This is a genomic window from Paenibacillus sp. sgz302115 (assembly GCF_056120445.1).
The window spans coordinates 212,345-236,642 of the sequence record NZ_JBVYOK010000007.1; the positions used below are offsets into that span (position 1 = coordinate 212,345).

The window sequence follows — 24,298 nt, forward strand, 5'->3', positions numbered from 1 at the left end:
CATTTTAGTCAAAAAATACAGGCATTCCCGTCTCGGACGATTTGTAAATCGCCTCCAGAATACGGGTAACGACCAGAGCCTGCTCCGGTTTCACTACCGGCTCGGTGTCATTTACAATACAGCCGATCCACGACGCCGCTTCCAGCACAGCAGGATCATCTCCCGAGCCATCGTAAAAGTCTACGCCGGCCGCATCCAGGCCGATGTGCTTTTCATACGTTTTCCCATATTCTTCACCATTGATACGCAAGCCCTTCTCCATATCCGCTCCGCCTTCCGTACCGCACAGCACGGTTTTGGCCTCACCGACATCCAGCGTATTCAGCGCCCAACTGGCTTCAAGGACAATACTCGCCCCGTTCTCCATCGTAATAAAACCAATCGCGGAATCCTCAACGGTGAATTTCTCCGGGTCCCACGGGCCCCAGGCATTCGCGGCGTTCTTGCGCCCGGACAGCTTATGATATGCGTTACCCACAGCATATTTTGGCTTGTAATTGTCCATCATCCACAGGGTCAGGTCGAGAGCATGGGTACCAATGTCGATCAGCGGCCCGCCGCCTTGCGCTTCCTCATCCAGAAATACGCCCCAGGTCGGTACTGCGCGCCGGCGGATGGCCTTGGCTTTGGCGTAATAAATTTCCCCCAGCCCATTATTCTCGCATACGGTATGCAGGTAAGCCGAATCGGCTCTGAAACGGTTCTGATAGCCAATGGTCAGCTTCTTTCCCGTCCGCTTGGACGCGTCGATCATCGCCTGTGCTTCTGCCGTAGTCTTGGCCATTGGCTTCTCGCACATCACATGCTTGCCGGCCTCCATCGCAGCGATGGAAATTTCCGCATGGGAGATATTTGGCGTACATACATGAATCACATCTATGCTTGTATCTTTAAGCAGCTCTTTATAATCGGTATATACCGCAGCGCTTTCATTTCCGAATGCAGCTTTCGCCAGCTCAGCGCGTTCAGGAACGATATCGCAAAAAGCAACTATCTCTGCGCCCTCTACCTTTTGCAATGCAGGCATATGCTTGCCGTTAGCGATACCGCCACAGCCGATAATTCCAACTTTCAAAGTCATTTTCTGCTACCTCCAACTATTGGTTTGATACCTCTATCTTACAAACCTGATGGACTGCTTTCTTCCTGCAATCTTGCCCTATTATTCCTGAATATTGTCTTATGGTATCTGAGCGGGGAAATTCCCGTCGCCCCCTTGAAGTAATGATGAAAGGTCTTCACACTGCCAAACCCTGCGGCTTCAGCTACAGCGGACATTGGGAGGTCTTCGTTCAGCAGTATCCATTTTGCTTTGTTCAGCCGGTATTCATTCAGGAAAGCGACAAAGGTCATTCCAGTGTTCCGCTTGAACAGCTTGGTGAAATAATACGGGCTGAAGCCCATATACCGGGCCACCTCATTCAGCGTAATCGCCTCCCGGTAATGCTGCTCCACATAGGCAAAAATCCGCTCCAGCCGCTCCAGCGTTTCTCTGGACTGGGTCAGCGTGTCCTCCGAAAATTTGGGCAGACGTTTGACTCTGCTCCGCGGAATCTCCCGCATAATAACGGTCAGCAGCTCGAACATTCTCGCCTTGATCAGATAGGCATACCCTTCGCGGCGCCGGGTGTCCTCCTCGTAAATGCTCTCAATAAGACCAATAACCTTGGCAGAAACTGCCTCGGGCCAATCAGAGCTAGAGTACTCCATCGCCGTAAAAATATCCCGCAGGGAATAGTCAGCGCCGCTGAGAGCAGCAACCTCCTGGAACAGATTCAGATCAAATTGAATTACGACCCGCTCACTTTCGGGCGAAGCGAGAAAATAATGCACATCCCCGCCGTTAATAAACTGAACCTCGCCCTGCTCCATACGGATAGGGGTATCATTGATTCCCAGATTTAGATTTCCTTTGGTGACATAAATAATTTCAATTTCCTTGTGCCAATGCGGATAACACAGCTCATCCCCTCCACAAATCAAGGTGCGAAAAGGAAAACGCTTATCCACATCCGGAAATTCGAGATAGATATTCATAAACGCGGCTCCTTACACGGATTATTCACTGAGTACAGATCATAATGTGCTGCTAGTAACGTAAATAATTATACGCTGGAATCGTTGCGGGGATATTAATTCAAATTAATCTGCTTGCTTCGGCGGCTTTTGAAAAGAAGCGTCATATTGATAAATTAGAGAGGGACTGGACGGATCATGGTGCTGCAACGTTTTGTTAACTGCCTGTTCACTTTGTACCGCATAACAATACATGCAATTAAACTTACAAGTATTGTATATCCCAACATCAACAGATTCCGTACATGAGCAGAAGCCGCGTTGATTTTTATCCTTTGCTGACTTAAGGTCCAATTGAAACACACGGGAGATGAGCTCCTTGTCAATACAGCTCCCATGTTCAATCCCACAGTCTTCAAGGTCCACAGCCTCAGCACATGTCTGAACCTCAAGGCCATAACGTCTGCCAATCTGGCTGATCTTCCCTGCCATGTCTACCAACTGCTCACGATATTCTGAAGCGGTAATATCTGTGAAGATGATCTGATGATTGCTCTGCAACTTCTTAATTTTATTCTCCGTCTTCCCGTAAAAATCCATAAAGCTGATTACCAGCCTGTGAGTATATGACTCCAACTGCCGGGCCAGTGATTCAATGCGTTCGAGATGGTCATTTACCGGAGTTATATTGCTAATAATGATAGGATCATACCTCCAAATGACCTTGCTAGACCCAATCTGGCGGCTGAGCTTCTTAAAATACTGCACCCTGCTTTGGATCGGTGGCAGATTGGGTTCAAACTGAGGCGGATAATCATTTAATGTATACTGAAAGTAGTATTTATAGCCTTTTTCATCAAGAACCTTCAGATGCTTCATAAACGGATTAGGGTTTTTGGTCCAAAAGACAATAACATCTACATTTTCAGACTTTAAGCTGCAAGAGCTTACCTGATTAGAGTTGAAAGGATTAACTCTGTAAAAATAACCTTCCGCAATTCTTCTCATGAACCAGTCACCAAAAAAAGCAGGAATATCCGTTCTTCTGCTGGCGCTAATAATCAAGGTTGTTCACCACCGTTTACCAAATTTAACTTAGGTCTTCTCACATTTATTGTATCGAACAGGATCATTGGCCACATTGACCAGAATTTCGAAATAACTCTTAATATTATAGCACATATGTTCGTTTCCTAACACAAAAGTACCGTTTCACAGAGCAATCGCTTACGAAATGAACCTCGAGTTTGGATGAAGTGGAAAAAGGAAACCTAATTTGCGGATTTCACCGATTTATTGGAGATTAGATGGAAAAAGTAGACTTAATTCTCTCCATTTCCATCCATTCAGTGATTTCAGGGGGAAATAAGTGGATTTTTTCCCACTAACCCTCCGTGGGGGAGGTCACTCAGCGGAATGAAGTGGAGAAATTCCAACTCAGTTATCTATTCCAGCTCCTCCCTACAGAGAAAGGAGTCTTCACGCCTTTTTCAGATAATTGCCTCAAAAAAAAGAGCCCCCCGGCTCCTTTGATGGTTTTATTTTAAAGAATATATACCGGTTAGAGCAGCGAAGGGGAAGTTTGGAACTGTAGGAGCGTCAGCGACCGCCTTTGTTCACGGATTTCAACCGCAAGCAGCGGTCTCAAATCAAGAAATCTGTGAACAACAGCGGCCGGAAGTCCAAACATTCCCCGTAGTTGCGCCAATACCGGTAGCAGACTTTATACAACTATCAAAGCTTAATCTTCATTACAACCTTCCGCACCGCATCCTTCCTCCCGGCCGCAATCCCTGTCATATGACCGTCCTGCGGATAGCAGACTACGAGCGCTCCCGGACTGGCAGTCACAGCCGATTCCAGTGCTCCGGTGAAGAAAACCGCATCCTTCTCGGCGCTGTATTCGTCTTTTACATGAAGCTGTTCAATAGCGGCGTAGCCGATCCGTTCCGTGCCTTCCAGAATATAATGCAGATCCAGGTTCACTCTGTGCGCTTCCCAGAAGCATTGATCAGCATCCTTGGTTTCATACTCATTAATGAAGTAGAACATTTCCTCATTCACATCGTGGCGTCCCACCGCCTGTCCGGAAAAATCGGTATCCCGCAGGAATCGCAGCCCTCTCTGAATCTTCTCTCCGTAAGCGGTCTCATTCTCCAGCAAATGCTCCAGTGTATCTACAATCATCGCCGATATCCCCTTATCCTCTTTAATTTGTTCCCAGTTTTGCGGAATAAAAAAATAATATATAACCAGACCAGGTACAGTCTATGTATTTGTTCACGCCTCCGGCATAACTATTAATAGAGGATGCTTATACTCGTAAAACTTAAGCATATGCTTCCGAAGCTAGTTTTGCTCGATGTGATTCATGGATGCTTATGCTCACAAAACTTTTAGGAGGCATGTAAATGCTTATATTCCTGATGTACATGTTCGCCATACTGGGAGTTATCTTGCTGCTGGCAGCCGCAGTAATGCAGATTAAGCTATCTTCGGAGCCGTCCCACCGGAACAAACTGGCCAATGCCATGGCAGCCTTCAGCTTCAACTTTCCCAAGCAGTATATTACGCCCGACAAGTCCCATATCATCGCACTGGATGAAGCCGGTAAAAAACTGGCAGTCGGCAAGTATTGCCCCGGCGGGCAGGAGGAGGCAACCGCAGCCCTGTATACTTTTGAAGCTATACTCGGGTCGGAAATTGTGGAGAATGCTCTAACGCTTACCAAAGTCAGCAAAACCAGCCGGATTACAAGCAGCGCGGTCAGACAATATGCGGGTATGGCTGCTAAAGCAGGGGCAGTTGGAACGGCTCAAGGTGCGGACAGCACCGAGGAAATCAATGAACTTACATTAAAAATATACCTCGACAACGCTGATACCCCTGTTCTGTCCATTCCGTTCCTGCCGGAGCTGTCACAGGCTAAAAAATGCGACTCTGCTTACTCTCAAGCTTTCTCGGAAGCTCATCACGTGCATGAGATGCTTCGCGGAATTGTATCAGCCTAAATGCTGGAAAGGAAATCAATCACTTTTGGCGAAAGATATACAGATCATATGAATTATTGGAGGTAAGACACGTGGTTCAACTCATCTCTGTTCCGAAAGAGAGTAAGGATACTCTTCATAATCTGTATCAGTTTTATCATTATGACTTTAGCCAATATACTGCCGAAGATATGAATGACAACGGGAAATATGATGTTAACCTGGAGCATTTCTGGCAAGATCCGCGATGGAATCCTTTTTTTATTGTTCACGATGGGAAAATTGTCGGTTTCCTAATTGTTCTATTTGATAACTATGACGTTGACCCAGATCCAACACATGTTATTTATGATTTTATGATTCTCAAGAAATATAGAAGGAACGGATTCGGAAGAGAAGCTGCCATTCAGGCCTTTAATCTGTATAAGGCAAATTGGAAAGCGGCCCAGATGAGTTCAAATGAACCTGCTATTCATTTTTGGCGCAAGGTGATTGCCGAATACACAAACGATGCCTTCACAGAATTATATAGAAATGAAACTAGAAAATATATCCAGTCCTTCAGTACCAAAAGCTGATGATTACGTATCCCCCTGCAGTTTTTTGTTAGATCAACATCACGACAATGTTAAATTTGCTCAAAACGACGCCCTTCCGCCTCCCGCGGACAGGGTTTCTTGTTGTGGTGTGGAATATGAAATAAGAAAGCCCACGCTTGCTCGGGCGTAAGAAAATTAATAGCGGAGGATTGAATGACATGAATCACATTATTAATTTTGCGCATCGCGGCGCATCCGCAGTTTGCCCGGAGAATACGATGGCAGCATTCCGCAAAGGTCTTGATCTTGGCGCAACAGGCATTGAAACCGACGTACAGATGACCAGTGACGGAGGGCTGGTGCTCATTCACGATGAAAGCCTGAACCGTACGACGAATGGCAGCGGATATGTGAAGGACAAGACACTGAGTGAAGTACTGGAGCTGGATGCCGGTTCCTGGTTCGGCGCTGAATTTAAGGGAGAACGCATTCCTGCCCTAGAGGAGCTGCTGGATTTGCTGCATGATCGAGACACCATCCTCAATATCGAGCTGAAAAACGGCATCTTCTTCTACCCTGGTATGGAGGAAAAAGTCATCGCCGCTGTGCGGGAGTATGGCATGAGTGAACGTGTTGTGCTGTCGAGCTTCAACCATTATTCACTTGCCCACTGCAAGTCGCTGGCGCCGGAGATTCGCACCGGTATTTTATATGGGGAAGGTTTATACCGCCCTTGGGATTATGCGGCTTCCCTGCAAGCCGATGCGCTGCATGCCTATCATTACGCCGTACTGCCGGAGTTTGTCACTGAAGCGACGGAGCATGGCATCGTGTATCATCCTTGGACTGTTAATGAGCCTGAGCGTATGAAAGCCTTGATCGAGGCCGGAGTCGCGGGGATTATTACCGATTACCCGGATGTGCTGGCCGGACTGCTGGCAGCCAAGGGAGTGTGATGGTGTGAAAAAAGTCTGGCTGCTCGGCTTCGGCTTTTTCAGCATCAGTATTACGTGGAGCTTGTATAACGCGTTTGTTCCATTTTTTCTTGAAAAGTATGTGCACAGCGTAGCTCTAATCAGCTTCATGATGACCATCGACAACTATTTCGCGCTGTTTCTGCAGCCGTGGATCGGCAACCGGAGCGACCGGACGGCAACCCGTTTCGGACGCAGAATGCCTTATCTGATGATCGGAATGCCGCTGGCCGCTGTGCTGACGATGCTGATTCCGCTGCATACCGGACTGTTCACCCTGCTCTTGTTCATGATGCTGATGAACCTGGCCATGAGCCTGTACCGTTCGCCGACCGTTGCGCTGATGCCGGACATTACACCAGATACCCAGCGTACGAAGGCTAACGGCCTGATTAACTTTATGGGCGGTGTCGGCTCGATTCTGGCTTTTGGCGTCGGTTCGTACCTCTATGATGCCAGTCCGGTGCTGCCGTTCGTTGTGGCCGGGGTGATTACACTGCTCTGCCTGTTCATTGTCTCGCATTTCATCAAGGAGGACCGGGATGGTGTGAATAAGGTGGCGGGGAGATCTGATGCTGAGGGTAAAACGCTGCCTGAGGGCAGCGTTCTCCCGCTTGCCAAGCCATCGCGGGTCTCCCTAAAGAAGCAGCTTGACCGAACGACTGTATTTCTGCTGGCAGCGATTTTTTTCTGGTTCGTGGCTTATCAGGGCGTGGAAACCCTGTTCACTCTGTATGGTAAACATCATCTCGGGCTCAGTGAAAAAGACGCCTCCTTCTCGCTGACCTTCTTTTCTCTGGCCTTCGTATTGTTCGCGATTCCGAGCGGCTGGCTGGGGGGAAGATTTGGGAAGAAAAAGGTCATTATCACCGGTGTCTGCGGACTAATGGTGGTGTTCTCCCTGGTAGGGTTCGCAGAGCATATTCTTGTTCTTCGCGGCCTGCTGCTGCTTGGAGGAATGTTCTGGGCCTGCATCAATATTAATTCCTATCCTTATGTCGTGGCTACCGGAGGCGAGGAGAGCATCGGCACGCGTACAGGCCTGTATTATCTGGTCTCATCGCTTGCGGCTATCAGTTCTCCGCCCCTGCTGGGACTGCTTATTGATCTCACGGATTACTCCATCCTGTTCTATGCGGCAACCGTTAGCATGGCCTTCGCCTTGCTGTGCCTGCTCCTGATGAAGGGACGCACCAGAGCCGTGAACACCGTTCATTCCAATAAAGCGTAGGAACAAAACGGCGGACGCGGCTTCAGCAATGGCCTTTGCGGCTATTCCTGCGCTAACCCATCACTGCGGCTCTAACAACGGCATTTCTGCCGTTGTTCCTGGGCTAACCGGCCTCTGTGGCTTCAATAACGGCATTTCTGCCGTTGTTCCTGCTCTAACCGGCCATCGTGGCTTTAACAACGGCATTTCTGCCGTTGTTCCTGCGCTAACCCATCACTGCGGTTCTAGCAACGGCATTTCTGCCGTTGTCCCTGCGCCTCCAGAAAGCCTTATCTATTATAAAAGCAAACGGCCACCCGCTCGAGATTATTGCTCAAGCGGGTGGCCGGCTGTTTAGTTGGCTTTGGATCTGCTGACCAATTTGATCTGCTGGGTATGCGGCTCCTGCTTATGCACGGAATAGCGGCCTTGCCCTAGCTGCTTCGCATTGTACATAGCTGAATCTGCTTCTTTCAACAGGCGCTGCCGGTCGATTCGGCCATGACTCATAGTGATCCCAATGCTGGCCGAGACAAACAATTCATGCCGCTCCAGCTTGTAATTGCGGGTCGTGCTCTCCAGAATCCGCAGCGCAAGCTGCTCTACTTCCTTGCGGCTGGTGCGCTTGGCGATGATCACAAATTCGTCCCCGCCGATCCGAAAAATATGCCGCTTGCCTTTGCTTGAGAATTGATTCAAGTTGCTGCCAACGGCCTGCAGCAGTAAATCACCCACATGATGCCCAAGCGTGTCGTTGATGGCCTTGAAACGGTTCAGATCAAGAAATAACACGGCGAGCTGCTCGTTTGGCTTGCAATGATCCCAGAAGTGATCCATCCCGTTCTTGTTCAATAATCCGGTCAAGGTATCCCGGTAGGCCAGTTCCTTCAGTTGCTCTCTCTCCGTCAGCAGCTGGCGCAGCCGGAAGATCAGGTACATCATCCCTGCAAGAGTCAGTGCATAAATCCCCAGGGCAAGTGAGGCGCTGCCCTTGTCAGGTTCAAGCTCCGGGAGAGACTGCAGCCCCAGAAGGTGCATCACATACAGCCCCGCACCGGCAATAAGAATCATAAAAACCGTGAGCATAGCCTTGGCTTGTAGTGTTCTGCCGCCGAACTTCCGTGCCAGAATGAGAATACTATAGACAGTCAATGCTGCAACAAGCACCGAGAATACGGCCAGCATATAATTTCGCGCTTCCATTGTTCATTCGCACTTCCTTAACATGATCTGAATACCAATTACGCTTATTATCGGCAGGATCGGCGGCTTCTGACATAGAATGTATGGGAATCTGCCGCTTTTTAATGTAGAAATCATCATGGAATTTAGCCTTTCATATGCTCCACACAATTGTACAGCTCACAGGTCCAACCACTGTCTCCCTTGACAATACGGGTAATCGAAGTGTTATCCAGGAACTTACTTACGTCCAGCCCGGGAACAAGCCCTCTAAGGCTGCTGCGCAGAATGGCGCCGTGGCTGACGACAAGTATTCTTTTGCCGGGATGCCGTGCAGCTATTTCTTCGATTGCCTGACTGCCTCTGAGCTGGCCCGATTCGTTGCTTTCCAGCCCCACGTCCATAGTCTTCCACTCGCTGCCCCAGCGCTCCACACGTTCGCTTTCGGTAGTCCCCTCAATCATTCCGCCGTACATTTCCCGCATTCCCGGGATCTGTCCCGCTAATGGAAGACCTAGCCGGGCTGCAATAACCTCTGCTGTCTGAACGGCCCTCAGCAGGTCACTAGAGTAAATAAAATCCCAATTCTCCCGGCTCAGACGTTCCGCAATGGCCGCCGCCTGGCGCAGTCCCTCTTCATCCAAAGGGTTATTCGTATGCCCCTGTATCCGGCCTTCTTTATTCCAAGCAGTGCTCCCATGTCTGATTAAGCCTATCGTTGTCATTTCGCTAACCCGCCTTTATAGATCAAGATAATTCACTAGCTGAGCTGTAATTTATACGTATATTCGAAAATTATAAACCATCGGCGAAGCAGATGCATACTGAAAGCTTGCTTTTTGTGATAAACAACATTGCACAATAGGGCAATTGACGATTTTGGGCACACAGTTATATGATAAGAAAGCTTGAAATTTCTGCCACAAGTAAAAGGAGATTCTGTTCACAATGAAAAAAATGTCTGCACTCTTTCTGGCCTTCTTTACCATGCTTTCTGTTCTACCCGTGGTGCAATCCAGCGCAGCTGCAGCGGCAGCGCCCAAAACAGCCGTCTATGTCGATAAGGACAATCACTCCTTCATCCCGCTGCGGTTCCTGAACGGCTTTGCCGGCATCCAGGCAGGAGTGGATGCCGCCGGCAAACAAATACAGATTACAAAAGGCGAGTCCTCACTGCTTCTGACTCCGGGCCAAGCGGCAGCCTCGGTCAATGGCGAAGCTGCCACGCTGACCGAGCGGCCTTTTAGCAGCAACGGAACTACATATGTCCCCTTGTCTCTTGTCAGCAAGACACTGGGAATTCAACTAAATTGGAACAGAACTGCCGCTTCTCTCACTCTTGCCGCCGATGATGCCGCAGCCACTTTGCCCGTGTTAACCGGTACGCTTATTCAGTCAAGCACTCCAGCGGTGGTAAATGCTAAGCACACCTACAGGGTGGGCGGCAGATCCTTTTCCGTACAGACGGTAACGGTGTCCCTGCTACACCCTTCCCTTAAGCTGGATGTTGTCCTCGCCGGCAACACGGTCGGCAAGACGGAAGCGCTCGGCAGTATCGCCAAACGCAGCGGCGCTGTAGCCGCCATTAACGGCACCTATTTTAACGCATATACAAACAGTTCCTACAAGGTTCCTTACGGTTATATTATCAGCGGCGGGAAAATGCTGAAGGACAGTCCTGCCGACAAGCGGACAGTGTTTGCTTATGACAGCAATCTTCTCGCCGAGCTGATCCCGGGGAATAAATTCACGGACCGCTTCAACTCCGGTTCTGTTGTCGGAGCGCTTCAGGCCGGTCCCCGGCTGCTGGTTGACGGCAAGGTATCGCTGAATGTTGCCGGCGAAGGCTTCAGAGACCCCAAAATTTTGACAGGCGGCGGCTCCCGCAGCGCGCTTGGCCTGACACGCGACCACAAGCTGATTCTCCTTACCTCCGGCGGAGCCACGATTCCGCAACTGGCCCAGATTATGAAGCAGGCCGGAGCGTATCAGGCGATGAACCTGGATGGCGGCGCCTCCAGCGGCCTGTTCTACAGCGGCAAATATTTGACCACGCCGGGACGGCTGATCAGCAACGCGCTGGTGGTCAAAACCAAATAACGGCATCAAGATCAGCAAGCCTCCATGAAACGGTCCTTTTGGCCGGGCATGGAGGCTTTTTGCTATGGCAATACTCGATCCATCCGTTTCAGCTTTTGCAAGATTTCCCTTGAGCATGATACTGTAGATTTGGACAAAGGAGTGAGATTATGGAAACCATCCTGATTGTTGAAGACGACGCCAAGCTGGCAGACCTGCTCGGCGCCTATCTGTCAAAATACGAATTTCATACGGTGGCTGTGGAGGATTTCAACAGGGTGCTGGAGACGTTTGAGCAAGCCGCGCCCAGTCTGGTGCTGCTGGATGTCAACCTCCCAAGATTCGATGGATTCTATTGGTGCCGCCAGCTGCGCAAATCCTCGCTTTGCCCCATTCTATTCATTTCGGCGCGTGACAGCGGCATGGATCAGGTGATGGCGCTGGAGAACGGCGGCGACGATTATATCACCAAGCCTTTTCAATACGAGGTGGTGCTGGCCAAAATCCGCAGCCATCTGCGCAGAGCCTACGGCTCTTACGCCCAAACCCAGGAGGAGCGCAAGCTGCAGACAGGCGGTCTTACGCTTTTTCCTGAACGCTATACGATCCAGTATGCCGGACAGTCTGCCGAGCTGACCCAGAAGGAATCGGTTCTCCTCGAGGCGCTGCTGCTGAAGGAAGGGCGGGTTGTCACCCGCGAACAGCTGCTGGATCTAATGTGGAAGGATCAGCATTTTATTGATGACAATACACTGAACGTCTATATTACCCGGGTTCGCCGGAAGCTCAAGGAGCTGGGGCTGGGAGATATTGTGGAGACGGTTAGAGGGGCGGGCTACCGGATAAGCCTTCCCGGAGAAAACCCATGAAGCTGTTCCTCAAAGACCAGCGTCCGCTGCTGCTCTTCTACCTGGTGCAGATGCTCCTGGTTCCGGTCCTGTATTATCTGTCGGGCGAATCCAGGCCTTTATCTATCATTCTGTATGGAATGGCACTTAGTGCGGCGGTTCTTCTCGTCTATCTGGTGTACCGGTATATCCAGCACTACAAGCTGTATAACCGTCTAAGCCATCCAGACGCCGCTCCCGGTGAGCTGCCCGCACCTCTCGGCGATGCTCCGCTGCCCGAAGCGGTGGAAGAAGCGCTGCAACTTACCCACCGCCACTACCAGGAGCAGCTCCAGGAGCATATCCGCCGGATGGATCAGCATATTGTCTTCATCAACCGCTGGGTGCATCAGATGAAGACGCCGCTCTCCGTGATCCAGCTTACGCTGCAGGATCTGGACGAGAAGGAAGCGGCCAGCATCCAGGAGGAGCTTGAACGGCTGCGCAAGGGGCTGGAAATGGTCATTTACACCTCCCGGCTGGAGAGATTTGCGGATGACTTCCAGGCTGAGGCCCTGCCGCTGCGCAGAATCGTGAGCGAGACGGTCGCCGAGAACCGCAGGCTGTTCATACGCCGCGGAATTAAGGCTGACATCCAGGTGGATGCCGAACTTATAGTATACAGTGACGCCAAATGGCTGATGTTCATGCTGACGCAAATCCTGGTCAATGCCGTGAACTATACCTCCGGTTCTGGCAAGACCGTTACTGTCTCTGCACAGCGTACAGTTAAGGAAATCGTTCTTAGCATTCAAGATCAGGGTATCGGCATCTCGCCTGAGGATCTGAAGCGGGTCTTCAATCCTTATTTCACCGGTGAGCGCGGACGGCAATATCATGAATCGACCGGAATGGGCCTTTATTTGGTCCGCGAGATTTGCAGCCGGCTCGGCCACAAGGTTGAACTGGCATCCCGTCCGGGCGAGGGGACCATGGTGCGGATTACTTTTAGCGCGGCATCTATATAAGTTGAACAACAGCGTCCGGAAGTCCAAACATTCCCCGCAGTTACGACCAGACCCCAATATGAAAATCTATAGTTCAATTTAAAAGGTTAGCTCAGGGCCGGTATGGCTTCAGGCTGGCCTTTTTGTGCTGGCGATCTAAGATAACGCTCCCCCGCAGCCAGAATAAGGAATCAGAGGACAGGGGATATTATCTCCAAAGCACCCAGATTTCAGCAGAACGGAGGCGTTATGATGCCAAAAAAGCAGCAAATTGCCCGTAAGGACATAAGTGACCCCGGGGAGAAAACCGTGCCCGTCCCGCTTCCTCTTGATCCTTCACTGGAGGTGAATCTGCAGGAAATCGACAGGCTGATTGGACAGAGCTCAGACGTTATTTTCCGCAGATTCACCAATGATTCGTTAAGCTCGCTCTCCCTGGTTTTTATATACATTGATGGTTTGGTCAATGCGGATGCGGTCAATCAGGCGGTGCTGCAGCCTTTGATGGAAAAGGCCACACAGAAGCGCACCAACATTACTCCCGAAGCTGCCTACAGCATGATTAAGGATCAAATGCTGCCGGTTGGGGGCGTGAAAGAAGGTAAAACGCTAGAAGCACTATTGTCCATGCTGTTTGATGGCTACACGCTTATCTTGTTCAACGGACTCCAAACGGCACTGGCTGCCGATACCTCGGGCTGGGAGAAACGAAGCATCAATGAGCCGACCTCGCAGGGCGTCATCCGTGGTCCCAAGGAGGGCTTCACGGAGAACCTGCGGACAGGAACCGCTATGCTGCGGCGCAGGCTCAAAACCTCTGATCTCAGAATCGAAGAGTATAAAATCGGACAGCGTACCCAAACCGGCATTGCCCTCGTGTATCTGCATGGCATCGCCAGCGAGCAGGTGCTTACGGAAGTCCGCCGGCGGCTGAATGCGATCAATACAGACAGTATTCTGGAGAGCAATTATATTGAGGAGTACATTCAGGACGGGGGTCTGACACCCTTTCCGACTATCCAGAACACAGAACGCCCGGATGCGCTCGCGGGTGGCATTTTGGAAGGACAGATTGGGATCATTATTGACGGCACTCCCTTTGCGCTGCTGGCGCCTTCTACCTTCTTCAACTTTTTTCAATCCAGCGAGGACTACTATCAGCGTTATGATATCTCCTCTTTCCTGCGGCTGATCCGGTACTCGGCATTCTTCGTATCCATGCTGCTGCCGGCAATATATATCGCCGTCACCACCTTTCACCAGGAAATGCTGCCGACCACCCTGCTGATCAGCCTCGCCGCCCAGCGTGAAGGCGTACCGCTGCCGGCGCTTGTGGAGGCGCTGCTCATGGAGCTGACCTTCGATGTGCTGCGTGAAGCCGGGGTCCGCATGCCGCGGACCATCGGTCCGGCCATTTCGATTGTTGGCGCACTGGTGCTGGGCCAATCCGCAGTTCAGGCCGGTCTCGTCAGCGCGGCTATGGTTATTGTCGTTTCTTTTACCGCCATCTCTAATTTTGTTATTCCGTCTCTGGCCATCGCCAACTCGATCCGCTTAATCCGGTTTGTCATGATGCTTATTGCCGCGACACTCGGCCTGTTCGGGATCATGTCCTTTTTGATGGTGCTGCTGATTCATATGGCGGGGCTGCGCTCTTTTGGCGTACCCTACCTTTCTCCGGTCGCACCAATGGTTCCCCGTTACCTGAAGGATGTATTCGTCCGCGTTCCTCTGTGGAATATGACTATGCGCCCCAAGACCAATTTGGGTAAAGAAACGCGCAGACAAGGATCAGAACAAAAGCCGAAAGGAGAGAATCCAGCTTGAACGGAAAAATCGGCACTGCCCAGGCAGCCATGCTGGTCGTCAGTATAATCCTGCCGACTGCTGTTATCGTGCTTCCCCTGTCCATCAGCAGCTATGCGGAGCAAGACTCGCCACTGGCCCTTCTTTTGTCGGCCCTGGTTGGGCTCGTCATTGCCGCGATTGTCGGTACGGCCATCCGGCATAATAAAGGTGCACCATTTCTGGACTGGATCGGCGAGAAAAGCTCGCCCATCATCGCCACTATCCTCGGCCTCTTCATGCTGCAGTTCTATCTGGATGCTACGTCGGTGATCCTGCGTGAATTCGTGAATTTCCTGAAGGATTATGTTCTCATCAATACCCCTGTCACGGTGACGACCCTCCTGATCGTGTTCATCAGCATTTATATGGTCAGACAAGGCCTTGAAGCCATTGCCAGGGTGAACATCCTCATCATACTGCTATTTCTGTTCTTTGTGCCGCTGGCCATGTTCGGTTTGTCCAATGAAATGAATGTACATCATCTGCTGCCGGTATTCGACCACTCTCTGGCGGAATTGACGCTGGGCAGTACGGCAAGCGTTGCATTGATGTCTGAAGTGAGCGTGCTGCTGTTCCTGGCCCCTTATCTGAAAAATCCGCAGAAAGCCCGCGTTATAGGCTGGACCGGCATTCTCCTATTCTTGGGAATGATGATGTTTGTATTGATTCTAACGCTGATGGTATTCGGAGCAGAAATAATCAAGCTTAGCGTTTATCCGGGATTTTTAGCTGCCAGTATCGTCCATATTGGAAGATTTGTGGAGAATTTGGATATTCTCTTTGTCTCCTACTGGGTGCTTTCCTTCTACCTCAAGTTCTCGATTTTTCTGTTTGTTACCGTAGAGTGCTTCAAGCAAACCTTTCGAGTGAACAACAGCAAGCCATTTATCGGTGCACTGGGTCTGGTTATCGCTTTGGAGTGCCTGTTTACCTGGCAGAGCTCGGCCAAATTAAATCTCTACAACAAGGAAGGACATTTTCTGGTCTTTTACCTGTTCAATGTGTTCGTTCCACTCGGGGCATTATTGCTAGGCCGGTTACATAAATTCAGATCCAAGGAAAAAGGGTGGAGAACATGAGCTTATGGAAGAAAGCACTCTGTCTGCTGCTCTGTCTCCCTCTGTTGTCGACTCTTCTCAGCGGATGCTGGGATGACCGTGAGCTCACTGCGCTCGGTATTGTTTCCGGTTCGGCATACGATTGGGAAGATGGGCAGTGGAAGGCTACCTATCAGGTAATCACCCCCTCCTCCGGGGCGAGCGGCATGGGAGGCAGTACAAGCGGAAGCACAAGCTCTCCTCCGTTTATTACCTTTACAGTGAAGGGTAGGACGATAATGGAAGCTGTTGAAAAAACCAATCTGACCAGCACACGTGAAATGTTCTTCTCCCACTCCAGAATTACCGTACTGGGAGAAAGCTTGGCCAGGCATGGTGTGAATCAATTAATTGATATGTTTCTCCGCAAGCAGGATGCCCGGGAAACGGTATATGTATTTATTGCCAAAGGCGAGGCCAGTAATATTCTGGATCAGCTCATGCAGATGACCAAGAATCAGGGAGCCGGCATTCAGTTAATGATTGAGCAGGAATCCCGGCTGCTCTCTTATTATACCGGCACCCGGATGTTTGAGCTGGCAATGGCTCTTTCTTCCGATTCGGGAAGCGCGATCCTTCCCGAGATTCTGCTTACCGGGAATGTAATTATGGATAAATCAGATGAAACCGCCCGTACGGATCTCCCTTCACGGCTGGCTCTAGGCAGGCTAGGCGTACTGAAGGGTGAAAAGCTGGTAGGCTGGCTAACGCAGAAGCAAGCCTTCGGCTTATCGTTTCTGACGAGTAAAATTAAAAACGCTACGATTGCTTTCGCTTCCCGCCCCGGTACAAGTGACAAGGCCGACGCCTCTTTTGTTCTTCAGCATTCAACCACCTCCGTTCATCCGAAATGGGAAAAGGACCATTACATCATGGATGTGGATATTAAGGGAAGCGGAGTGCTCCTCGAGCTTGGAAGCGTCATGGATCTGAATGACCGTGCCTCCATTACGGAAATGGAACAATCTATAGAACAGCAGGTGCTGGGGTTTGTCAACAACTCCTGGACGAAGGTTCGGGAGCTTGGGGCTGATGTCACTGGCTTTGCAGTGAAAATTCACCGCAGCGACCGCAAGCGCTGGAAGCAAATCCAGAAGGATAAGAGCTGGGACAGCGTGTTCAAGAATATCGAAATCCGCCCCCATGTCGCAATGAAAATTGTACGGTCAGGCCTCAGCAGCAAATCCTTCGAATCAGTTCACAAGAAATAAAGGAGCTGGCCCTATGAAAATAGCTATAATTCTTGGGCTTTATGGTCTCGCCTTCTGGCGGGGCAGCACCCTGTTGAATGGAAAGGGCCGTTGGGTGCACAGGCTATGGTTCGGCTGCATTATGCTCTACTGTGCCTATGTTAACATTTCAGGCATTACCGGAACTGCACATATAGGGGTGTCTACCCTGTATATAGCGTTCTTCCAGCCTGCCGGCAGGGCAATTATCAAATGGTTAGGAGGCTGATCCCCGCTTATGCAAAAAAAAGAACAGGTGTCTGCCCTGCAATTTTCGTTTATGATCATGCTGTTTGAGATCGGCAGCACGCCGCTGTTTCTGCTTGGCGGCAAAGCCAAGCAGGATTCCTGGCTGGTCATGTGCACCGGCTCTGCAGCCGGCTTCATCCTGCTCATGCTCCTGATATGGATTCAGAAGCGTTCTCTGGATACCGACCTCATCGGCATGCTCGAATTCCATTTTGGGCGTATTGCCGGTTCCGTTCTCGGCGGAATCTACAGCCTGTATTTCGCCTACGAGTCCATGCGTAATGTCCGCGATTTAGGCGAGCTGACAGCGATGACGATGCTGCAAAAGACTCCAATGGCTGTCACCATGCTGATTTTTGTATTCATTGCGCTTTATGCCATATGGAAAGGGACCAACGTTGTTTTCCGCTTGCCAGAGGTTCTCTTTCCGCTGATACTTTTCTTTTATGGCCTGTTAATTTTGCTGCTTGGCATCATGGGTTCCATGGACTTTAACCGCCTGACCCCCGTTTTGGATGGCGGACTGCTGCCGATTATGAAGGTCGCGCTGCCGGATGTTGTTTCTTTTCCCTTCGGCCAAATGATTGTGTTCTTAATGCTGTGGTCCTTGTGGGATACGCCCGGTGTGCCTGTAAAAAGCACAATAACCGCTTATATTCTGATCAGTTTTTTTCTGGTCTTCATGAACGCGCTCAATGTGGCCGTCCTCGGACCGACGGTAGCGGGAATCAGTCAATTGCCCTTTTTGAAAACGGTACGCACCTTATCCAATTTGCAGTTTATCGAACGCCTTGACATCCTGGTCACGATCCAGCTCTTCATCGGCCTGCTGATCAAGATGATGCTATTCTACTATTGTTCGGTTAAAGCAGTGGCAGAGCTGACCGGAAAACCGGCAAAATGGTGGGTATTTCCCGTGGGTGCGGTCATTTATGGCGCTTCCTTTCTGGAGAGAGACTACACACAGCATATTGCCATCGGCCTGGGACCAAGCCTTAAGATTGATCCGATATTTCAGGCGGGCATTCCCCTGCTTCTGGCTGTTTCCATCCTCCTGCGCAGCCGGTCTAAGCACTCCTCCTAAGTACGAACGTAACCTTAATCACGCTGTAAGGTAATGTTAAGGTAAAACCATAGCACCCCCAGTGCTCTTCCTGTAAACTCGGTAACAGAAGCGGAAACAGCTGCGTCCTGATAACAAGGATGGCACCTCTCGTTTCCGGCAGGAAGGAATGGATAGAATGAATGTACTGGAAGTTACTGCTCTGAATAAAGTATATCCCGGCAAAGTGCATACACAGGCTCTCACCGATATTCATCTCAGCATCGAGCAAGGCGAGTTCGTCGGGATTATGGGACCTTCGGGCAGCGGCAAAACCACTCTGCTCAACATGGTCTCCACGATTGACCAGCCCTCCTCGGGCGAGGTAAAGATCGGCGGAAGCAATCCTTACCGGATGAACAAGAAGGAGCTGGCCCTGTTTCGCCGCAGACAGCTCGGCTTTGTGTTCCAGGACTTTAATCTGCTGGAGACCTTGACCGTAGCGGAAAATATCGTACTGCCTCTGACCCTGGACAACCGCAAGCTGGACGAAATGGACGCTCTGCTGCAGAAGGTCGCCGCCCGCCTGAATATCACAGATATCCTGAACAAGCGGACCTACGAAATTTCCGGCGGGCAGCGCCAGCGGACAGCCATCGCCCGGGCTATCATCACTCAGCCGGCAATTCTTCTGGCCGATGAGCCCACCGGTGCGCTGGATTCCAATTCCTCACGGATTGTGATGGAATCGCTTGAGGATATCAACCGCAAGGAAGGCACCACATTGATGCTGGTTACGCATGATCCGCTGGCGGCGAGCTATTGCCACCGCATTGTCTTCATCAAGGATGGCAAGCTGGCGGCGGAAATTCATCGCGGAGACAACCGCCAGGCCTTCTTCCAGAAGATTATCGACACACTTTCATTCTGGGGAGGCAGCGGCCATGAGCTTTCCTCAATTCGCGTTTAACAATGTGCGGCGCAATACGCGTGCGTATATGGCCTTTTTTCTCAGCAGTGCCTTTATGGTAATGATATTCTTTTCATATTCGGTGTTTATCTATCATCCGGGCGTCGCGTCTGTAACAATGGGAGCAAACTCAGCTGCCGGCATGAAGATCGCTTCATACATCGTGTTCATCTTTGCTTTCTTCTTCGTGCTCTACTCGATCAGCGCCTTTCTTAAATCACGCAATCTGGAATTCGGTATTCTGATGATCCTCGGCGCACGTCCGGGGCAGATCAACCGGCTGATTCTGCTGGAAAATATGCTGATCGGACTGCTGTCGATCCTGACCGGGATGGCCGGCGGAATGCTGCTGTCCAAGCTGTTCCTGCTGCTCAGCACCACTGCGATCGGCATTGACGAGCTGCCCTTCTATTGGCCGGTGAAGGCGATGGTCCTTACTTCTGTTTGTTTTATTGCTCTTTTCCTGGTTAGTTCTGTCTTTACCCTGCTGTTCATCCGCAAAAACCAGGTGCTTGAGCTGCTGAAGGGCAGCGTCAAGCCGAAGAAGGAACCGAAGGTCTCCTGGCTGTTGTCGCTGCTCGGACTGGCCCTGCTGACTGCAGGTGCCGTCGCCATCCGCAGCCCGTTATCCCCTGCCTCTCTGCTGGCAGCAGCTGTCACCGGGATTCCCGGCACTTATTTTTTCTATTCGCAGCTGTCCGTGCTGGGTATGCGCCTCTTGAGAAAAAACCGGAAAAGGCTATGGCGCGGGACCAATCTGCTATGGATCTCCGAAATGAGCTATAAGATCAAGGATAACGCGCGGATGCTGTTCCTTGTCACTGTCGTTACCTCGGTGGCCTGTATGGCCACCGGATGCCTGCTGTCGATCAGTCAGGCGAACAGATCAGCTTTTATGAACGATCCCTTTGCAATCACCTATACGATTTATGATGGAGCAGATACTGGCGCCGGGCTGCAGGAAATCCGCAGCACTCTGGATAAGGCTGGAGTCAAATATACAGAGAGCAAGGCCAGGTTCATCTACGGCTCTATCAAGGAAGAGGGCAAGAGCGAACAGCACGATGTTGAAATGGTTCCGCTCACCCTCTTTAATCAACTGGCAAAGCAGATCGGTTATTCCCGACTGCCTCCGCTGGCGGATGGTGAAGCTGTATTGCTTCTTAATTCGGAGTTAATCTCCTTTAACTTTGATGCCGGCCAGAATGTAGTGTTACCCAATTTGAGCGGGCAAAAGCTAGCGCTGAAGCAAGTGCAGAAGCAAAAGATACTGCCTTTTGGCCCATACACTAAACCGATATTGATGATTGTGAGCGACGGCTTGTATGACGAAGCTGCAGCCGCGTCTGACAAATACGCCCTGGTGGAGAATTACTTCTATACTATTCACGCATGGGATAATGCTTTGCCCAAAAACGGTGAAACCGGGACTGCTATCTCAAGAGAGCTAGGGCGGTGGAGCATGGACTGGAATACCTCCCATGACAATTGGGACACAGCAATCAGTGCACGAGCGGATAGATATATGACTAACATGCAGAGCACCTCCATGCTGAGCTTCATTGGAGTCTTCATCGCCCTGATCTTCTCGCTCTCATCTGCCAGCTTCCTCTATTTCAAGCTGCATACGGAGCTGAACGCAGATATAAGAATGTATCATGCCCTGTCCAAGATCGGTCTGAGCGTCAGAGAAATGTCGGCTTCCGCCACCCGGCAGATCGCGCTGCTGTACTATATTCCTATTTTTGTCGCTGTCATACAGATGCTGGTAGTCATTCGTCCAGTGCTATACCAGGTCCAAATCCGGAATGTCACCATGCCGGGTCTAGTTACGGCGGCTGCATTTTTGACCGTGCAGACCATTTATTTTATCATTGTTAGATCGCGTTATATTCACAGCCTGAAGAAAATGATGGTATAACACAGGAGGAACTCAGCAGATATGTCCAAAGCCGACCATATGTTGTCCATTCTGTGGATGCTGCAGCAGCGCAGAAGAACCGCCGCAGAGCTGGCGGAGGAGCTGGAGCTAAGCGTTCGCTCGATCTACCGCTATATTGACGCGCTCTGCGCCAGCGGCGTTCCCGTGATTGCGGACGCCGGTCCGGGCGGCGGCTACAGCCTGCCGGAGCATTTCAGCGCGGCACCGCTCTTCTTCGACGACGGGGAACGGCGGGCGCTTGTTCAAGCCTCCGCTTTCGCCCGGGGAAGCGGGTATCCTTATGTGGATGCCCTTGAAGGTGCGCTTGCCAAGCTCAAACGTTACAGCAATGCCGAACAGCAGCTACAGATGGAGCGCCACGGCAGCGGCCTGGAGACGCTGCATTCACCGGCTGCACCGCTTGAGCAGCTGCTGGAAGAGCTTGAGAGCTCCACTGCGGACAGCCTGACGCTGGAGATGGAGTACCGCAAAGGAAACGGCGATGCTCCTTCCACCCGCTGCATTGATCCTTACGGGCTGGTGCTGTGGAAGGGCCAGTGGTACTTGGCGGGCTTCTGCCATCAGCGCCAGCAGATTCGCAGCTTCCGGGTGGACCGGATCACCGGGCTGCGGCGGACAGGCGCAAGCTTCCTCCGCCCCGCCGGCTTCTCGGCGCGTGAATTTCTGCTGCAGAGCCTTCTGCCGGCCCAGGACAAAACGGAAGAGCTGATTCCCGTTGTCATCGAGGCTGCAGAGAGAGTGCTAAATGAGCTCTGCAGCCACTGGCTGTTCGGTCATACGCTGGAGCAGCGCAGTAGTGAAACGGCGCGGTTTCTGCTGGACGAACCCGCTATATACAGCTACGCCCCATACTTCCTCCTGCCTTACGGGAAGTCGCTGACGATCCTTGAGCCGGCAGCCTTGAAGCAGAAAATTGCTGCCGTAGCCAGAGATATTGCAGCACATTATTCGGAATAATCCTCTTCCTAAGGATCACTGACCGTATCTGTCAGTGATCCTTTTGTATAGTGTAGACAGGTCTGAGATATACATGAAAAAGACACTTCCAGAGAGGAATGATTGAGATGAAAGAATTGAAATATGAGTTCTATATTGGCGGTACCCCGGCGCAGGTGTGGCACAGTCTGGTTGCACCGGAGCAAGTCAAACAAATCTATTACGGCAGCGTAATCCGCTCCAGCTTCAAAACAGGAGAACTGCTGGAATATGTTGGCCCGGGAGCCGAGGGCGATGGAACCGTCCATGTCTACGGCACACTGCTGGAGTATGTTCCAGAGCAAGTCTTAAGCTTCATACACAAGGCTGGCCCTTCTTACCTTAAGGGGGAGGAGCCTTATGAATCCCGCATCACCTGGCGGCTCGAACCCGCTGGCGGCTGCACCAGGCTGACGCTGATTCACGATGACTGGCACCCGGACGACCCCTTATATGCAGCCAGCGACAGTGCCTGGTGGCAGATTCTAAGCAACATCAAAACACTGGTGGAGACCGGCCGAACACTGGATTTTGGCAGCGGGGAATAGCAGGATGGTACTGATTTAACTTTTTTCCAAATATATTAAATTTAATTTATATTTTTAATATAGCGTGATATTAGCCGATAATCAGGTTTGCAATCAAAAAAACAGTACATTAAAGCGCTTTTTTATACATGTTATATATTTGACATAAAACATAACACATAAATATAATCCCATTAATAATTATTTAAATATGTTAGGTTTAATGACGTATATGAATAATTATACATACTTAGGGGGGTTGAATTTATGTCATTATCCAAATCAATATGGCTAAAAACTGCTTTAACTGCTGGACTGGCTTTAGGTTCGCTTTTTCCAACTATCACCATGTTTCCGGTCTCAAGCACCTATGCAGCAGAGGCTGTAGTCCAGGGAACCGTCGTATCTACTCAATCCGCAATCAAACTGCCCAAGGTACAGGTTATTGCAACCGGGGGCACTATCGCAGGCCAATCTGTTGATGAAACAAGCTTTCAAAATTACAAGGCAGGCACTTTATTAATCGAAGATATGGTTAAAGCGCTGCCCAATAAAGATCAAATCGCTGAAGTCTCCAGCTATCAATTTGGCAATGCGGGTTCCGGCTCCTACTCAATGCAGCAATTATATAGTCTTTCCTTAAAAGTCGATGAGGCGCTTAAGACACAGGATGGAGTCGTCGTAACTACAGGTACAGACACGATGGAGGAAATAGCTTATTTTCTTGATCTCACCGTACGCAGCCCCAAACCCGTTGTAATTACAGGTTCAATGCGCCCATGGACAGTTATCGGCAGTGACGCTCAGGCGAATTTATACAATGCCATCAAGCTGGCTGCAAGTGGAAAAACAAAGTATTTCGGAACCGTTCTGATGCTGAATGATGAATTCCATGCGGCAAGAGAAGTTACTAAAAGCAATGCTTACCGGACTGATACTTTTGAAACACCTAAGCTTGGGATGCTGGGATATATTGACGAAAAAAATATCCGCATCTACCGCTCCAATGCCAGATCACTCATGAGTGAAGATAAGTGGGCAACACCCTTTGATTTGAGTAAAATTTCCGCATCCAGCCTGGCGAAGGTGGAAATTGCCTATGCTTATCAAGATGCCGGGGCTGGAGCAATCACAGGTTTTGTCGCGGACGGGGCAAAGGGAATTGTTACTGCCGGCACAGGAGCCGGGGGAATTTCCAAAGCAATGGGAGAAGCCCGGACGAAGGCGATTAAAGAGAAAGGTGTTATCTTCGTTGCAACAACCCGTACGGGTTCCGGCAGCAACTACACAAGCGCCGATGGCATTATTGCCGGAGACAACTTAAACGCCGCACATGCCCGCATTCTACTGATGTTAAGCCTTTCTTTCAGCAGCGATTTCAACACGATAAAAGGCTGGTTTGACACTTATGGGTCAGGTCAAATCGACACTGCGGGAAAATAACAGATTTTGAAACGTATATATGAAGAAAAACAAGCACCAGGCCCCTTAGAGGTCTGAGTGCTTGTTTTTTTCTTTCGCTATTATTCTTAATTTATTTTTCCCTAGGGAAACTTTTTTGTTGCCAGGACAAATTTATTCTCGTATACTACTAT

Annotated in this window: 23 protein-coding genes; 17 read left to right on the top strand and 6 right to left on the bottom strand. The window is 50.4% G+C overall.

Going from position 1 to position 24,298, the window contains the following annotated elements; genetic code table 11:
* Window positions 1-4: 4 nt before the first annotated feature.
* From AC0LWN_RS16120 to AC0LWN_RS16135, 4 genes are all read right to left on the bottom strand, one after another.
* Window positions 5-1,081 carry a Gfo/Idh/MocA family protein gene (locus tag AC0LWN_RS16120; protein ID WP_474666974.1) on the bottom strand — a complete coding sequence of 359 codons (1,077 nt, stop codon included), beginning with the start codon at window positions 1,079-1,081 and terminating at the stop codon, window positions 5-7.
* Window positions 1,082-1,119: 38 nt separating this feature from the next.
* Window positions 1,120-2,037, bottom strand: coding sequence for a helix-turn-helix domain-containing protein (locus tag AC0LWN_RS16125; protein ID WP_474666976.1), 918 nt, complete (start codon window positions 2,035-2,037; stop codon window positions 1,120-1,122).
* Between the two features lie 105 nt (window positions 2,038-2,142).
* Window positions 2,143-3,081 carry a DUF1848 domain-containing protein gene (locus tag AC0LWN_RS16130; protein ID WP_474666978.1) on the bottom strand — a complete coding sequence of 313 codons (939 nt, stop codon included), beginning with the start codon at window positions 3,079-3,081 and terminating at the stop codon, window positions 2,143-2,145.
* 669 nt (window positions 3,082-3,750) lie between these two features.
* Complete coding sequence (locus AC0LWN_RS16135; RefSeq protein ID WP_474666980.1) at window positions 3,751-4,203, bottom strand: NanQ anomerase/TabA/YiaL family protein; 453 nt, start codon at window positions 4,201-4,203, stop codon at window positions 3,751-3,753.
* Between the two features lie 224 nt (window positions 4,204-4,427).
* Between AC0LWN_RS16135 and AC0LWN_RS16140 the strand changes: the two genes are divergently transcribed.
* From AC0LWN_RS16140 to AC0LWN_RS16155, 4 genes are all read left to right on the top strand, one after another.
* Entirely contained in the window at window positions 4,428-5,027 is a 600-nt protein-coding gene (locus tag AC0LWN_RS16140; RefSeq protein ID WP_474666982.1) for a hypothetical protein, read from the top strand.
* A 71-nt stretch (window positions 5,028-5,098) separates the two neighbouring features.
* Complete coding sequence (locus AC0LWN_RS16145; RefSeq protein WP_474666984.1) at window positions 5,099-5,584, top strand: GNAT family N-acetyltransferase; 486 nt, start codon at window positions 5,099-5,101, stop codon at window positions 5,582-5,584.
* A 179-nt stretch (window positions 5,585-5,763) separates the two neighbouring features.
* Window positions 5,764-6,501, top strand: coding sequence for a glycerophosphodiester phosphodiesterase (locus AC0LWN_RS16150; RefSeq protein ID WP_474666986.1), 738 nt, complete (start codon window positions 5,764-5,766; stop codon window positions 6,499-6,501).
* A gap of 4 nt (window positions 6,502-6,505) precedes the next feature.
* The gene (locus tag AC0LWN_RS16155) at window positions 6,506-7,750 is read left to right on the top strand and encodes an SLC45 family MFS transporter (protein WP_474666988.1); all 1,245 of its coding nucleotides are present in this window, start codon (window positions 6,506-6,508) and stop codon (window positions 7,748-7,750) included.
* A 333-nt stretch (window positions 7,751-8,083) separates the two neighbouring features.
* Here AC0LWN_RS16155 and AC0LWN_RS16160 read toward each other — a convergent pair whose 3' ends face one another.
* Window positions 8,084-8,932: a diguanylate cyclase domain-containing protein gene (locus tag AC0LWN_RS16160; protein WP_474666990.1), complete on the bottom strand. Its 849-nt coding sequence runs from the start codon at window positions 8,930-8,932 to the stop codon at window positions 8,084-8,086.
* Window positions 8,933-9,057: 125 nt separating this feature from the next.
* A complete protein-coding gene (locus tag AC0LWN_RS16165) occupies window positions 9,058-9,636 on the bottom strand; it encodes a histidine phosphatase family protein (protein ID WP_474666992.1) in 579 nt (192 codons plus the stop codon).
* 223 nt (window positions 9,637-9,859) lie between these two features.
* Here AC0LWN_RS16165 and AC0LWN_RS16170 point away from each other — a divergent pair, with 223 nt between their 5' ends.
* The 13 genes from AC0LWN_RS16170 (at window position 9,860) to AC0LWN_RS16230 (ending at window position 24,146) form a co-directional block, all read left to right on the top strand.
* Window positions 9,860-11,011, top strand: coding sequence for a phosphodiester glycosidase family protein (locus AC0LWN_RS16170; RefSeq protein WP_474666994.1), 1,152 nt, complete (start codon window positions 9,860-9,862; stop codon window positions 11,009-11,011).
* Window positions 11,012-11,160: 149 nt separating this feature from the next.
* Window positions 11,161-11,859, top strand: coding sequence for a response regulator transcription factor (locus AC0LWN_RS16175; protein ID WP_474666996.1), 699 nt, complete (start codon window positions 11,161-11,163; stop codon window positions 11,857-11,859).
* A complete protein-coding gene (locus AC0LWN_RS16180; protein ID WP_474666998.1) occupies window positions 11,856-12,845 on the top strand; it encodes a sensor histidine kinase in 990 nt (329 codons plus the stop codon). Before AC0LWN_RS16175 ends, AC0LWN_RS16180 begins: the two co-directional genes overlap by 4 nt.
* 228 nt (window positions 12,846-13,073) lie before the next feature.
* Entirely contained in the window at window positions 13,074-14,651 is a 1,578-nt protein-coding gene (locus AC0LWN_RS16185) for a spore germination protein (protein WP_474667000.1), read from the top strand.
* The gene (locus tag AC0LWN_RS16190) at window positions 14,648-15,751 is read left to right on the top strand and encodes a GerAB/ArcD/ProY family transporter (protein ID WP_474667002.1); all 1,104 of its coding nucleotides are present in this window, start codon (window positions 14,648-14,650) and stop codon (window positions 15,749-15,751) included. Before AC0LWN_RS16185 ends, AC0LWN_RS16190 begins: the two co-directional genes overlap by 4 nt.
* Window positions 15,748-16,980, top strand: a complete 1,233-nt coding sequence (locus AC0LWN_RS16195; RefSeq protein ID WP_474667004.1) for a Ger(x)C family spore germination protein — start codon at window positions 15,748-15,750, stop codon at window positions 16,978-16,980. Before AC0LWN_RS16190 ends, AC0LWN_RS16195 begins: the two co-directional genes overlap by 4 nt.
* Before the next feature lie 13 nt (window positions 16,981-16,993).
* A complete protein-coding gene (locus tag AC0LWN_RS16200; protein ID WP_474667006.1) occupies window positions 16,994-17,227 on the top strand; it encodes a hypothetical protein in 234 nt (77 codons plus the stop codon).
* Window positions 17,228-17,236: 9 nt separating this feature from the next.
* Window positions 17,237-18,331 carry a GerAB/ArcD/ProY family transporter gene (locus AC0LWN_RS16205; protein ID WP_474667008.1) on the top strand — a complete coding sequence of 365 codons (1,095 nt, stop codon included), beginning with the start codon at window positions 17,237-17,239 and terminating at the stop codon, window positions 18,329-18,331.
* A gap of 157 nt (window positions 18,332-18,488) precedes the next feature.
* On the top strand, window positions 18,489-19,259 hold the full coding sequence (locus tag AC0LWN_RS16210; RefSeq protein WP_474667010.1) for an ABC transporter ATP-binding protein: 771 nt from the start codon (window positions 18,489-18,491) through the stop codon (window positions 19,257-19,259).
* Window positions 19,234-21,180, top strand: a complete 1,947-nt coding sequence (locus tag AC0LWN_RS16215; RefSeq protein ID WP_474667012.1) for an FtsX-like permease family protein — start codon at window positions 19,234-19,236, stop codon at window positions 21,178-21,180. Before AC0LWN_RS16210 ends, AC0LWN_RS16215 begins: the two co-directional genes overlap by 26 nt.
* 21 nt (window positions 21,181-21,201) lie before the next feature.
* On the top strand, window positions 21,202-22,158 hold the full coding sequence (locus AC0LWN_RS16220) for a helix-turn-helix transcriptional regulator (RefSeq protein ID WP_474667014.1): 957 nt from the start codon (window positions 21,202-21,204) through the stop codon (window positions 22,156-22,158).
* 107 nt (window positions 22,159-22,265) lie between these two features.
* Window positions 22,266-22,724: an SRPBCC domain-containing protein gene (locus AC0LWN_RS16225; RefSeq protein ID WP_474667016.1), complete on the top strand. Its 459-nt coding sequence runs from the start codon at window positions 22,266-22,268 to the stop codon at window positions 22,722-22,724.
* A 246-nt stretch (window positions 22,725-22,970) separates the two neighbouring features.
* Window positions 22,971-24,146, top strand: a complete 1,176-nt coding sequence (locus AC0LWN_RS16230; RefSeq protein ID WP_474667018.1) for an asparaginase — start codon at window positions 22,971-22,973, stop codon at window positions 24,144-24,146.
* Window positions 24,147-24,298 lie beyond the last annotated feature (152 nt).